The sequence below is a fragment of the Chitinibacter fontanus genome, assembly GCF_013423785.1.
GTDB classification, from domain to species: Bacteria; Pseudomonadota; Gammaproteobacteria; order Burkholderiales; family Chitinibacteraceae; genus Chitinibacter; species Chitinibacter fontanus.
Genome location: NZ_CP058952.1, coordinates 571303 through 585534 on the forward strand (window position 1 = coordinate 571303; position 14232 = coordinate 585534).

The following is a 14232-nucleotide window of genomic DNA, read 5'->3' on the forward strand; positions in this document are numbered from 1 at the left end:
ATAGGATCAAGCCTCACGGGCAATTAGTATCGGTTAGCTTAACGCATTACTGCGCTTCCACACCCGACCTATCAACGTCCTGGTCTCGAACGATCCTTTAGAGGTCTTATAGACCTAGGGAAGTCTCATCTTGAGGCTAGTTTCGCGCTTAGATGCTTTCAGCGCTTATCTATTCCCGACTTAGCTACCCGGCAATGCCACTGGCGTGACAACCGGTACACCAGAGGTCAGTCCACTCCGGTCCTCTCGTACTAGGAGCAGCCCCCCTCAAACTTCCAACGCCCACTGCAGATAGGGACCAAACTGTCTCACGACGTTTTGAACCCAGCTCACGTACCACTTTAAATGGCGAACAGCCATACCCTTGGGACCGGCTACAGCCCCAGGATGTGATGAGCCGACATCGAGGTGCCAAACTCCGCCGTCGATGTGAACTCTTGGGCGGAATCAGCCTGTTATCCCCGGAGTACCTTTTATCCGTTGAGCGATGGCCCTTCCATTCAGAACCACCGGATCACTATGTCCTGCTTTCGCACCTGCTCGACTTGTCGGTCTCGCAGTTAAGCCGCCTTTTGCCATTACACTATCAGTACGATGTCCGACCGTACCTAGGCGACCTTCGAGCTCCTCCGTTACAATTTGGGAGGAGACCGCCCCAGTCAAACTGCCTACCATGCACGGTCCCCGATCCAGATAATGGACCTAGGTTAGAACCTCAAAGGGGTCAGGGTGGTATTTCAAGGACGGCTCCACAGAAACTGGCGTTCCTGCTTCAAAGCCTCCCACCTATCCTACACAAACCACTTCAAAGTCCAATGCAAAGCTACAGTAAAGGTTCACGGGGTCTTTCCGTCTAGCAGCGGGGAGATTGCATCTTCACAAACACTTCAACTTCGCTGAGTCTCGGGAGGAGACAGTAGGGCCATCGTTACGCCATTCGTGCGGGTCGGAACTTACCCGACAAGGAATTTCGCTACCTTAGGACCGTTATAGTTACGGCCGCCGTTTACTGGGACTTCAATCAAGAGCTTGCACCCCATCATTTAATCTTCCAGCACCGGGCAGGCGTCACACCGTATACATCCACTTTCGTGTTAGCACAGTGCTGTGTTTTTGATAAACAGTCGCAGCCCTCATTTCTCTGCGGCCTCATTGGGCTCCGGTTGTACACCTTCACCTACTAGAGGCACACCTTCTCCCGAAGTTACGGTGTCAATTTGCCGAGTTCCTTCTCCCGAGTTCTCTCAAGCACCTTAGAATACTCTTCCTACCCACCTGTGTCGGTTTGCGGTACGGTTCGATATTAGCTGAAGCTTAGTGGCTTTTCTTGGAAGCAGGGTATCGCTCACTTCGTCTACAAGTAGACTCGTCATCATGCCTCAGTGTTAAAGTAGCCCGGATTTGCCTAAGCTACACACCTACACACTTAAACCAACTCTTCCAACCGTTGGCTGAGGTAACCTTCTCCGTCCCCACATCGCACTAATACCAAGTACAGGAATATTAACCTGTTTCCCATCGACTACGCATTTCTGCCTCGCCTTAGGGGCCGACTCACCCTGCGCCGATGAACGTTGCGCAGGAAACCTTGGGTTTTCGGTGAGGGGGCTTTTCACCCCCTTTATCGCTACTCATGTCAGCATTCGCACTTCTGATACCTCCAGCATCCTTCTCAAGACACCTTCACAGGCTTACAGAACGCTCCTCTACCATATGTACATCGTACATATCCGCGTCTTCGGTTATCAATTTGAGCCCCGTTACATCTTCCGCGCAGGACGACTCGACCAGTGAGCTATTACGCTTTCTTTAAATGATGGCTGCTTCTAAGCCAACATCCTGGCTGTCTATGCCTTCCCACCTCGTTTTCCACTTAATTGATCATTTGGGACCTTAGACGGCGGTCTGGGTTGTTTCCCTCTTGTCCCAGGACGTTAGCACCCCAGGACTGTCTCCCATGCTCGCACTTGACGGTATTCAGAGTTTGCCATGGTTTGGTAAGTCGCGATGACCCCCTAGCCATAACAGTGCTTTACCCCCGTCAGTGATACATGAGGCACTACCTAAATAGTTTTCGAGGAGAACCAGCTATTTCCAAGTTTGTTTAGCCTTTCACCCCTATCCACAGCTCATCCCCTAACTTTGCAACGTTAGTGGGTTCGGACCTCCAGTGCGTGTTACCGCACCTTCATCCTGGCCATGGATAGATCACTTGGTTTCGGGTCTACGCCCAGCAACTGTGCGCCCTATTCGGACTCGGTTTCCCTACGCCTCCCCTATTTGGTTAAGCTTGCTACTGAACGTAAGTCGCTGACCCATTATACAAAAGGTACGCAGTCACGGAACAAGTCCGCTCCCACTGTTTGTATGCATCCGGTTTCAGGTTCTATTTCACTCCCCTCCCGGGGTTCTTTTCGCCTTTCCCTCACGGTACTGGTTCACTATCGGTCGATGATGAGTATTTAGCCTTGGAGGATGGTCCCCCCATCTTCAAACAGGATTTCTCGTGTCCCGCCCTACTTCTCGTACGCTTAGTACCACAATTGTGCTTTCATATACGGGGCTATCACCCACTATGGCCGGACTTTCCATTCCGTTCTATTAACACGACTGCTATCACGTACAGGCTCTTCCCATTTCGCTCGCCACTACTTTGGGAATCTCGGTTGATTTCTTTTCCTGCGGTTACTTAGATGTTTCAGTTCACCGCGTTCGCTTCACATGACCTATGTATTCAGTCAAGGATGACCCAAAAGGGCCGGGTTTCCCCATTCGGAAATCGTGGGATCAAAGCACTTTGCCAGCTCCCCCACGCTTATCGCAGGCTATCACGTCCTTCGTCGCCTATCATCGCCAAGGCATCCACCAGATGCACTTATTCGCTTGATCCTATAACCTCAAACACGTTTTACCGTGATCTCGGTTTAGAGTATCGGTATTTACGACTTGTTGAATAGTTTCTCAGGCTATTCAACGGCTAGTCTTTCGACTAGCAGATACAATCAACCCAATTTATTTACTGTTCACATCAGTTTTACCTGATGCTCACATTGTTTAATTAGGAGATATTACTTCTTCTATTTTGTTAAAGAACGATACAGATGTCTTGCGACATTCCGATTTAAGAAACCAGAACAAAATCAATTACCCGAATCAAACGATTCGTCAATTGACTGAATTCTGAACTCTTGTGATTGGTGGAGGATGACGGGATCGAACCGACGACCCCCTGCTTGCAAAGCAGGTGCTCTCCCAACTGAGCTAATCCCCCAATCTGGCATTACTAAGCTGTTTCCACTTACAGGTAAGTGGTGGGTCAAGCTGGAATCGAACCAGCGACCCCCGCCTTATCAAGACGGTGCTCTAACCGACTGAGCTACTGACCCAGCTTTCCAACCGAGTAGTGTTCAAGTTCCCTTGAGCACTGTCTCTGTATCTTCAAAATCTACAGCCGATGAGTGTGAGTACTTGACCCGCAGGTCTTTCTCTTGAAAGGAGGTGATCCAGCCGCAGGTTCCCCTACGGCTACCTTGTTACGACTTCACCCCAGTCATGAATCCCACCGTGGTAAGCGGCCTCCTTGCGGTTAGCCTACCTACTTCTGGTGAAACCCACTCCCATGGTGTGACGGGCGGTGTGTACAAGGCCCGGGAACGTATTCACCGCGACATGCTGATCCGCGATTACTAGCGATTCCGACTTCATGCACTCGAGTTGCAGAGTGCAATCCGGACTACGATCGGTTTTGTGAGATTGGCACCCCCTCGCGGGTTAGCGACCCTCTGTACCGACCATTGTATGACGTGTGAAGCCCTGGTCATAAGGGCCATGAGGACTTGACGTCATCCCCACCTTCCTCCGGTTTGTCACCGGCAGTCCCACTAAAGTGCTCAACTGAATGGTAGCAACTAGTGGCAAGGGTTGCGCTCGTTGCGGGACTTAACCCAACATCTCACGACACGAGCTGACGACAGCCATGCAGCACCTGTGTTACGGTTCCCGAAGGCACTCCTCTATCTCTAAAGGATTCCGTACATGTCAAGACCAGGTAAGGTTTTTCGCGTTGCATCGAATTAATCCACATCATCCACCGCTTGTGCGGGCCCCCGTCAATTCCTTTGAGTTTTAGTCTTGCGACCGTACTCCCCAGGCGGTCAACTTCACGCGTTAGCTGCGTTACTAAGCTCCGAAAAGCCCAACAACTAGTTGACATCGTTTAGGGCGTGGACTACCAGGGTATCTAATCCTGTTTGCTCCCCACGCTTTCGTGCATGAGTGTCAGTATCAGCCCAGGGGGTTGCCTTCGCCATCGGTGTTCCTCCACATCTCTACGCATTTCACTGCTACACGTGGAATTCCACCCCCCTCTGCCGTACTCTAGTTAGCCAGTTCACAATGCAATTCCCAAGTTGAGCTCGGGGATTTCACATCGTGCTTAACAAACCACCTGCGCACGCTTTACGCCCAGTAATTCCGATTAACGCTTGGACCCTACGTATTACCGCGGCTGCTGGCACGTAGTTAGCCGGTCCTTATTCTTCAGGTACTCTCAAGAGCGATGGATATTAGCCACCACCTTTTGCTCCCTGACAAAAGCGCTTTACAACCCGAAGGCCTTCTTCACGCACGCGGCATTGCTGGATCAGGCTTGCGCCCATTGTCCAAGATTCCCCACTGCTGCCTCCCGTAGGAGTCTGGACCGTGTCTCAGTTCCAGTGTGGCGGATCGTCCTCTAAGACCCGCTACTGATCGTCGCCTTGGTGAGCCTTTACCTCACCAACTAGCTAATCAGCCATCGGCCGCTCCAATAACAAGAGGTCTTGCGATCCCCCTCTTTCCCCCGTAGGGCGTATGCGGTATTAGCTATCCTTTCGGATAGTTATCCCCCATTACTGGGTACGTTCCGATGTATTACTCACCCGTTCGCCACTCGCCACCAGACCGAAGTCCGTGCTGCCGTTCGACTTGCATGTGTAAAGCATGCCGCCAGCGTTCAATCTGAGCCAGGATCAAACTCTTTCGTTTAATCGCTATGCTATTTTTACTACTTGGCTTGTACTTCAATACTCAAAGAAAGAAACGAGAAAAACTTAAAAAGTTCGTCTTGTTTATTTCCTATCATCTGAGTGCAAGCACTTGTTTCGACTTACGAATCAAGCACTCACACTCATCGGCTGTATATTGTTAAAGATCGTTGCTGGCATCGCTTCGTTTCGTTGCGTCATCAGCAGAGAGGCCGAACTATACCCACCAGCCTGAAACACGTCAACACCTATCGACAAAGAAAATGGAACAAAGGCGCTAAGTGATTGATCGGAAAGGAAACGAAAATCGAAATATTTTGGCAAACAACGCCAAATGCAAACGCACAGCACCAGTGTAGCCACCAACAAAACTCGCAAAAACTCAGAAAAACCGGCCAAAACCGCAGGTAATAAGAAAAAACAACCTGAATCAAACGCTCAAACCGCGCAAAAACCGAACTAAAAAGCACAAAGCCCGCTAAAGCGGGCTTTGTTGATACATGTATTTAACACCTCAAACTGACTTAAGCAGCAACTGGGCGACGTAAGTACAGCGGACTGGGCACATCGACGCTTGATTGGTAGAACTCAGTAAAGTCATCAATGCCTTTGATTGCTTCATTGATATCTTTATCTGCACGCACTTCAAAGGCATTAAAGCCGCAACGTGCCAAGTAGTTCAAGGTATCTTTAAATACATCGCCTACCGCACGCAATTCGCCTTTAAAACCATAACGAACACGCAGCAAACGACCGATAGAGAAACCACGACCGTCGGTAAACGCAGGAAACTCGCAAGCGATCATTGGAAATACATTCGCATCCACCGGCAAAGATTCTGGCTCGTCCGTTGGCGCAAAGCACACCGCAACTTCGCGGTTAGAGAGCGCATCGCGATTTGCCAGCCAGTATTGGTATGGAACCAGCACGGCGCCTTCGCTTGGGAGAGATACCTCACCTTGCTCATTCGCAACGACGCGCGTCCAGCGGTTGTCAACGATTTCACGATTGATAATCAGCTTAGACATCAGCTTTCTCCTTGCGAATCGGTTTGCCTTCGTACACTTTGGCTTTGAATGGCTCTGCGCCGATGCGATCGAATACATCGATAAAGCGCTCGTCACCCTCGCGGTGCGCGACAAAGACTTCAATAATCTTACTCATCACATCCGGCATTTCTTCTTGCGCGAATGATGGGCCGATCACCTTACCGATTTTCGCGTCGACACCTTGACGACCACCCAAGGTAATTTGATAGTACTCGGCATTGTTTTTATCCACGCCCAATACACCAATATTACCAACGTGGTGGTGACCACAGGCGTTGATACAGCCCGACATATTGACATCGATATCACCGAGGTCAAACAGATAATCCAGATTATCAAAACGCTCTTGAATCGCTTGCGCAACTGGAATTGATTTCGCGTTCGCCAGCGAGCAGAAATCACCACCTGGGCAGCAAATCACGTCGGTCAGCAAACCAATATTTGGTGTCGCAAAGCCAATCCGTTTGGCTTCTTCCCACAGGGCGAACAAATCAGCTTGTTTGACATCGGCCAAAATCAGATTCTGGCCGTGCGATACACGCACTTCGCCAAAGCTAAAGCGGTCGGCCAAATTCGCGACGTCATCGAGCTGTGCATCAGTCGCATCGCCCGGTGGAACACCGGTTTTCTTCAATGACAAAGTCACCGCAGCGTAGCCCGCCACTTTGTGCGCAAACACATTGCGCTCAACCCAACGTGCAAACGCTGGATTGGCCGCTTTTGCCGCTGCAAACTCAGCATCGTCACCCGCCAAGCTTTCGTAGGCTGGCGCAGTAAAGAAGCGGTGGTTACGCGCGATTTCGGCGTCGGTCAGCGTTTGTGGGCCGTCTTTTTCAAACGCCCATTCTTGCTCCACTTTGGCCGCGAAAACTTCTGGCGTCATCGCTTTCACCAAAATTTTAATCCGCGCTTTGTATTTATTATCACGACGGCCGTAGCGGTTATACACACGCAACACAGCGTTCAGATAGGTCAGCAGGTGTTTTGGCTCTAACCATGGTTTGATCAGATCGCCAATCATTGGCGTGCGACCCAAGCCGCCACCAACGAAAATCTCAAAACCGACTTGGCCCGCGTCGTTCAACTTCACGTTGATACCCACGTCGTGCACCATTACTGCCGCGCGATCTTCTTTTGCGCCATTCACCGCAATCTTGAATTTACGTGGCAGGTGGGCAAACTCAGGATGGAAAGTCGACCACTGACGGATGATTTCGCACCATGGACGTGGATCGACGATTTCGTCAAACGCCACGCCAGCAAATTGGTCTGAGGTGGTGTTACGAATACAGGCGCCTGAAGTCTGAATGCCGTGCATTTGCACTGTTGCCAATTCAGCCAGCATTTCCGGTACGTTTTCGAGCGCTGGCCAGTTGTACTGCACGTTCTGGCGCGTGGTGAAATGCACGTAACCTTTGTCATATTTACGAGCGAGTTCGGCCAATTTGCGCACTTGCGCACTACGCAAATGACCATAAGGAATCGCAACGCGCAACATCGGTGCGTGACGTTGAATATACAAACCGTTTTGCAAACGCAAAGGGCGGAATTCTTCGTCGGTCAATTCGCCAGCCAAGTAGCGGCGCGTTTGATCGCGGTACTGCGCTACGCGCTGGTCCACGATTTTTTGGTCGTAATCGTCGTAAATATACATTGCTTCATCCGGGTAAACGGCTAATAGGTAGGAATAATACCAGCCCTTCTATATCCAAGAGAACGATTCTTTTTGAATATGTATCAGTTTTTTAGTTCTATCTGACACAACGCAAGAACCTTGCGCACAAATCCCCAGCAAAGGCAATTAACGAAATACGCCACCTTATTGCCATTGTCTTGCCTGCGCACTGGGTTTACTCTTGCAGACTTTATCTGTTCGACCAAAGAGCCGCACGCCATGAGCAGCCGCCAAGCCATTCATCGTCTTGACTATACCCCCCCTAGCTATCTGATTGACCGCGTTGATTTAACTTTTGATCTAGACGATACCCAGACCAAAGTCACCTCACGCCTGATTATCCGCCGCAATAAAGACGTTGCAGCGGAAACGCCTTTGGTATTGCATGGCGAAGAGCTCAAACTCGATAGCGTCAAGCTCGATGGTGCAGTTTTGCCACACACGGCATACAGTGTGGGAGAGAATGAGCTGACCATCATCGCGATGCCCGATGATGGCATTTTGGAAATAGTCACCGTGATCAACCCGGCGGCCAACACCAGCCTGATGGGGCTATATCAGAGCAATGGCAATTTCTTTACCCAATGCGAAGCCGAAGGCTTTCGCAAGATTACCTATTATCTCGATCGCCCCGACGTGATGGCGAAATTCACCACCACCATCATCGCCGATAAAACTAAGTATCCAATTTTGCTCTCGAACGGCAATCGTGTCGGCAGTGGCCAGTTAGATAAAAATCGCCACTGGGTCAAATGGGTCGATCCATTCAAAAAACCGGCATATTTGTTTGCACTGGTCGCTGGCAAGCTGGTATCACTGACTGGCACACACCGCACCCAATCAGGTCGCAATATTAATATCGAGATCTATGTCGAGCCCGGCAATCTGGATAAATGTCATCACGCACTGTCCGCCGCACAAAAAGCGATGGCTTGGGACGAAGAACGATTTGGTCTGGAATACGATCTGGACACCTATATGATCGTTGCGGTATCGGACTTTAATATGGGTGCGATGGAAAACAAGGGCTTGAATATTTTCAATACCAAGTTTGTTCTCGCCAAGCCCGAAACAGCGACCGATATTGATTTTGACGGCATCGATGCCGTGGTCGCTCACGAATACTTCCATAACTGGACCGGCAATCGCGTGACTTGTCGTGACTGGTTTCAGCTCAGTCTAAAAGAAGGCCTCACCGTCTATCGCGATCAGGAATTTTCCAGCGATATCGGCAGCCGCGCCGTACAACGCATCAGTAATGTGCGCACACTGCGCACCAGCCAGTTTGCCGAAGATGCCGGCCCGCAAGCGCACCCGATTCGCCCGGATGAATATCTGGAAATCAATAATTTCTACACCATGACCATTTACGAGAAAGGCAGCGAAGTCGTGCGGATGTACGAAACACTGCTGGGGCGCGATGGTTTCCGTAAAGGCATGGATTTATATTTCAAACGTCATGATGGTCAGGCGGTGACTTGTGACGATTTCCGCGCGGCAATGGCCGATGCCAACCACGCGGACTTAACGCAGTTCGAGCGTTGGTACAGTCAGGCTGGAACCCCCAGGGTATCTGCTCAGGGCTCATATAGTGCTGAAGCGCAGAGCTATACCCTCACCCTTACCCAGTCTTGCCCACCGACGCCGGGGCAAGAACATAAATTGCCATTTCATATTCCATTTGCCATCGGCCTGATTGATCGCCGTGGACAAGACTTGCCACTGCAACTCGAAGGTGAAAGCCACGCCAGTGGCACTACTCGGGTACTGCAACTGCGCGAAGCAACGCAAACCTTTACCTTTACACACGTACCCTGCCCGCCGGTACCGTCATTGCTGCGCGATTTTTCTGCGCCGGTGGTGCTTGAATACGACTATAGCGAAGATGAACTGGTGTTTTTAATGGCCAATGACAGCGATGCGTTTGCGCGCTGGGAAGCAGCCAACACCTTTGCCACGTTATTCATCAAACGACTGTACGCTCAAGATGCCAGCTTGGCCATTCAAGCGCCCGAGCACTTTATCGCCGCGTATCGCAAACTGATTAGCAACGATAAACTCGACCCGGCGCTGATCGCGTTGATGCTGCAATTGCCAGCAGAAAACTATCTGCTTGAGCAGCTGAGCGACGTCGACCCTAGCCGTCTGGCCTTGGTGTGCCAGAGTATCAAGCAGCAAATTGCGCGCGAATTACGGCAAGAATTGCTCGCAACTTATCAAAAGCTCAATGACGGCACGCCGTATCGCTATGATGGCGAACAAGTCGCTCGCCGCGATTTGAAAAATGTCTGCCTTGACTATCTGGCCGAGCTAGACGAAGCGATGATCAGCAGCCTGCTGGCCGACCAATATCGCAAAGCCGACAATATGACCGATCGTCTGGCAGCACTGCGTGCGCTGGTAAACCGCGACGGTGGCGAAGCTCAGCTGGCCGACTTTGCCGCACAGTGGGCAGATGACGCCTTGGTGATGGATAAATGGTTTGCACTGCAAGCTACCAGTCGCCGCAAAGGCACACTCAGCCGAGTACAAACGCTGCTGAGCCATCCGGCCTTTTCGCTCAAAAACCCCAACAAGGTACGCGCACTGATCACTTCGTTTTGCGTTTTAAATCTGCCGCATTTTCATGCCGCCGATGGCTATGGCTACGCGTTTGCGGCCGAGAAAATCATCGAACTTGATGCCATCAACCCGCAAATTGCCGCCCGCTTGGCCAGCTGCTTTAATCGCTGGACCAAAATCGAACCCGCACGCCGCGAGCTGATGAAACAGGAGCTAGAACGCATTCGCGATCAGGCAGGACTGTCGTCGGATACGTTTGAGATTGTCAGCAAAGCACTTGCTGCATAAAACAAAAAGCCAGTTCAATGAACTGGCTTTTTTATTCGCAAAGCAAAAATCGATTAGCCGCGTAACAATGACAAAGCCAACTGTGGCATGGCATTGGCCTGCGCAAGCATAGCTGATCCGGCTTGCTGTAAAATCTGCTGCCGCGTTAACGCTGCGGTTTCTTGCGCGTAATCGGCATCCATAATCCGTGACTTAGCCGCACTGGTATTTTCAACCATATTACTAACGTTTTTAATCGCAGAATCCAAACGGGACATCACTGAGCCGGCTTTTGCCCGCTCGCCATTGATGTAATCCAAAGCCTCATCAGCATGCGCAATCGCCAAAGTGGGCAAGCGCACTAAATCAACATCATCCAGCCCCAAATTTTTGGCACTCATGCCCCCAAATTGGACGGTAATTTTTTTTGTCCAGCGCCATTGCCGACTTGAAATGAAGTTTCTTTCAGACCTGTGCCACCTTGGATATCAATCCCGGTAGTACCTGCCGCCCATACCTGTTTGAAGCCTTTGAGTACCTGTTTACTAAATTGTGTGCCCTGATCGGCAAACACATTCGTGCTACTCATCGCGGGCTTGCCATCAACATCGGCACCGCCAATCGCACCAGTATCTTCATTTGTAAAATTCACCCCCAAGGTGGTGAATAAACTGGGGGTTGCAGCCGCCGCCAGGAATTTTGCATCAAAATCGTTGAAATTATTAAATGCACCATGACTAGCATGAGTCAGTGCATCATCCAGCGTTGAGCCTGTGTGGGTGCTCAGATAGGTCATGATATCCTTGATGCCATTTCCGCCTGCTGCCTTGATTTGTTGGTGCATATAGCGAACCGCTAAATAACCGCCGGTATAAATTTCTGAACCACTGGTTGGATTGGTTTTATAGCTAAGCGCGGCCGAAGTATCAGTACCACCGGCGGTATCTGCGAACAGTCGCTCATCAGCGCCATGAATAAATTCTGCGGCACCTTCCTTGAACCAACTAGCCAATGGGGCAAAATTCATAGAACGCCCCATCACTGCATGCACCATCTCGTGCGCAATAATCCGATCGCTATAAACCGTACCATTCCCAACCGCTACACCACCACCATCGGGTAAATTTGGTGGCTTGAAGTCCTCCGGATCAATCCAAAGAAACATATTCAGCGTTTTACCATTTGCATCAGCCGTGCCGGTTAAACTGCCAACCGCAGCTGCAGTGCCACCAGCGGCACTACTCAGCCCAGACCCGGCTGGAGGCTCAAAGACAATATTTAGATCAGCACCATCACCAGTGATACCAAACAGGTTGGTAATTCTTGTTTCCGCCTCTTCCAACCAACCCATTTTCAAACCGTCGATAATCCCTCGACGAGCAGGATCTCCACCCAAACTGCTTTCAGACTGGGCGAAAATCTTTTGCCCATTAAACTCGGCGTTTTGTGCTTGGGTACTCAAGCTTTGTAGCAGTTGATTAGCTTCAGCTTGTAATGCCTGACGATCTGATCCTGACAAACTGCCATTAGCAGCCTGCACGCCTAGTTCACGAATCCTTTGTACGACATCGGCGGCGTTGCTCATCGCCCCTTCTGCCACCTGCATCAGCGAGACACCGTCATTCATATTACGAATGGCCTGCCTATCCCCGCGAATCGTGGCGTCCATACGACTAGAAATCGCCAGACCTGCTGCATCATCTTTAGCGGTATTGATACGTAAACCAGACGATAGACGCGACAACACCTGAGCTAAACCATTGCTGGTTTGGCTCAGGTGCCGCTGCGTATTCAGCGAAACTACGTTGGTCGTGATTTGCACGATCAAGCCCGTCCCGTATGCTGGTGAAAACCCGTATACGCGGCTTATCGGCATGGTAAGTAAAAAACTTTAGCGAATAAAAAAACCAGTCTAAAGACTGGTTTTTTTTATTTATGGGTATATAAACAGAGGCTTTTCCAGAAAAGACTCTGATGAACATACCCCTAGATTAAGCTAGCAATTACTGCACCGTACCATGACCTGCATCGCTACCAGCATAGAGAGCACCAATATCTACGGGGTCAAATTCATACTCTTTACCGCAGAAATCACACACCACATGCACGTGACCGCGCTCGGCAAGCACTTCGTCGACCTCATCGCGTTCCATCAATTTGATCATGCCGCCCACACGCTCACGCGAGCAGGTGCAGGCAAAGCGTGGTGTGGCGGGGTCGAACACGCGGGCGCTATCTTCGTGGAATAGGCGATATAGTGTTTCGCGCGGCTCCAGTTGCAGCAACTCTTCGTTTTTCACTGTCCCAGCCAACGTAACTAAGTGATCCCAAGTATTTTCCAGATCATCCTGCGCAGGCATTTTTTGCAACATCATGCCGGCGGCGATGCCATCTTCGCACGCCAGCCACAGGCGTGTATCGAGCTGCTCGGAATGCGTCATGTAGTGCTCGATGATCTGCGCCACGGTTTGGCCGACCTCCATACCGACCACGCCTTGATAAGGCTCGCCCACGGTTGGGTCGATCGTAATCATAAAACGACCCCGCCCCAGTAATTCGGCAATTGAGCTCGTCTCATCAAATGCGGCAATTTTATCCGCATCCCAGCGAGCAGTTGCCCGCAGGGTATTCTGGCTAGTCACTTCAACTACGAGCAATTGCAAAGCACCAGTGCCATGCATTTGCATCACCAGCGTACCGTCAAATTTGAGCATGGCCGATAGCAGCGCACCCGCAGCCATTAACTCGCCCAAACGCGAACGCAGCACCAGCGGATAATTATGTCGCGCTAAAACTTCTTTGTACGTGGCATCTAGTTTGACCAATTCGCCGCGTACAGGCGCCTTTTCAAACAAAAATCGTTCTAAAACATCTTTCATTCTATTAACCTTCATCTGACATCGCGGCGGTGCCACGATCGCGCTCAGGGGCGCATTATCTAATCAAGCGATGCTCATTATTACCAGGCTTGCAGCTTAGGCCTGCGGAATCCCAGCGCGTGTTTAGGCGCTAATTAAATAGCTCGTCATCGGCATACTGGAGCTAACATCAAATGCGCAACCGGCCTCAATACCCGCTTTTGCTAAACCTTCAGCATCGAGTTGCTCATACAGTGCATTCATGGCACCAATCGCAAAATCGCGGCCGCTGCCCATCGCCCAGAAACGCTGAAACTCATACACTTCACGCAAACTGTAGACGCCAAAAATACCGTGCTGATTGGCAATTAAAACCGTCATCTGACTGGATTCATAAGGATCGTCTTCTTCCTCATCCGGCTTGAGGTAGAAATCTTCCTTTAGCTTTGGATGCAATTTGCGGAATGATTCAAAGATGGCGACTCGGCTGGAAAAATCAAGGTTTTTGATCTTTTTTAATGCCGATTGCAGTACCAAATCGTGTGCCGCACTGCCACAAATGGCGAAATAGCTGCCTTCATGCTGGAAAATCTTATTCCAGCGCGCATCATCGACCGCGCCCAAGCGCATATCACCAAAAGTCGACTGACTATCGGCCGCAATGGCTATCTGACCTTCTTTTTTCACGACTACGACCGTGGTCATCTTCTGTTTCCGTTTCTATACAAGCAAAGCAGCAAGTCTGCGACGAGTGCAACATCGCGTCAACTCTAGCGCAGTCGATAGCGGTTTATCTT

At 50.5% G+C, this 14232-nt stretch carries 7 protein-coding genes, 2 tRNA genes and 2 rRNA genes; 1 reads left to right on the forward strand and 10 read right to left on the reverse strand.

Features of this window, described 5'->3' with window-relative positions:
- Window positions 1-2: 2 nt before the first annotated feature.
- From HZU75_RS02655 to HZU75_RS02680, 6 genes are all read right to left on the reverse strand, one after another.
- Window positions 3-2889, reverse strand: a 23S ribosomal RNA gene (locus tag HZU75_RS02655).
- A gap of 306 nt (window positions 2890-3195) precedes the next feature.
- A tRNA-Ala gene (locus tag HZU75_RS02660) sits at window positions 3196-3271 on the reverse strand.
- A gap of 38 nt (window positions 3272-3309) precedes the next feature.
- Window positions 3310-3386 (reverse strand) — tRNA-Ile (locus tag HZU75_RS02665).
- Window positions 3387-3491: 105 nt separating this feature from the next.
- Window positions 3492-5025, reverse strand: a 16S ribosomal RNA gene (locus HZU75_RS02670).
- The 16S and 23S rRNA genes sit together here with 2 tRNA genes alongside, the layout of an rRNA operon.
- A gap of 523 nt (window positions 5026-5548) precedes the next feature.
- The gene (locus HZU75_RS02675; protein WP_180307667.1) at window positions 5549-6052 is read right to left on the reverse strand and encodes a DUF934 domain-containing protein; all 504 of its coding nucleotides are present in this window, start codon (window positions 6050-6052) and stop codon (window positions 5549-5551) included.
- A complete protein-coding gene (locus HZU75_RS02680; protein WP_180307668.1) occupies window positions 6045-7727 on the reverse strand; it encodes a nitrite/sulfite reductase in 1683 nt (560 codons plus the stop codon). The genes HZU75_RS02675 and HZU75_RS02680 overlap by 8 nt, the downstream gene beginning before the upstream one ends.
- A gap of 240 nt (window positions 7728-7967) precedes the next feature.
- Between HZU75_RS02680 and pepN the strand changes: the two genes are divergently transcribed.
- Entirely contained in the window at window positions 7968-10598 is a 2631-nt protein-coding gene (gene pepN / locus HZU75_RS02685) for an aminopeptidase N (protein WP_180307669.1), read from the forward strand.
- A 53-nt stretch (window positions 10599-10651) separates the two neighbouring features.
- Here the strand turns inward: pepN and HZU75_RS02690 are convergent, their stop codons facing one another.
- The 4 genes from HZU75_RS02690 to HZU75_RS02705 all read right to left on the reverse strand — a co-directional run bounded on the left by HZU75_RS02690 (window position 10652) and on the right by HZU75_RS02705 (window position 14140).
- The gene (locus HZU75_RS02690) at window positions 10652-10978 is read right to left on the reverse strand and encodes a flagellin (protein ID WP_180307670.1); all 327 of its coding nucleotides are present in this window, start codon (window positions 10976-10978) and stop codon (window positions 10652-10654) included.
- A complete protein-coding gene (locus HZU75_RS02695; protein WP_228028164.1) occupies window positions 10975-12399 on the reverse strand; it encodes a flagellinolysin in 1425 nt (474 codons plus the stop codon). The genes HZU75_RS02690 and HZU75_RS02695 overlap by 4 nt, the downstream gene beginning before the upstream one ends.
- Before the next feature lie 181 nt (window positions 12400-12580).
- A complete protein-coding gene (gene hslO / locus HZU75_RS02700) occupies window positions 12581-13456 on the reverse strand; it encodes an Hsp33 family molecular chaperone HslO (RefSeq protein WP_180307672.1) in 876 nt (291 codons plus the stop codon).
- Between the two features lie 123 nt (window positions 13457-13579).
- The gene (locus tag HZU75_RS02705) at window positions 13580-14140 is read right to left on the reverse strand and encodes an Ntn hydrolase family protein (RefSeq protein ID WP_180307673.1); all 561 of its coding nucleotides are present in this window, start codon (window positions 14138-14140) and stop codon (window positions 13580-13582) included.
- Window positions 14141-14232 lie beyond the last annotated feature (92 nt).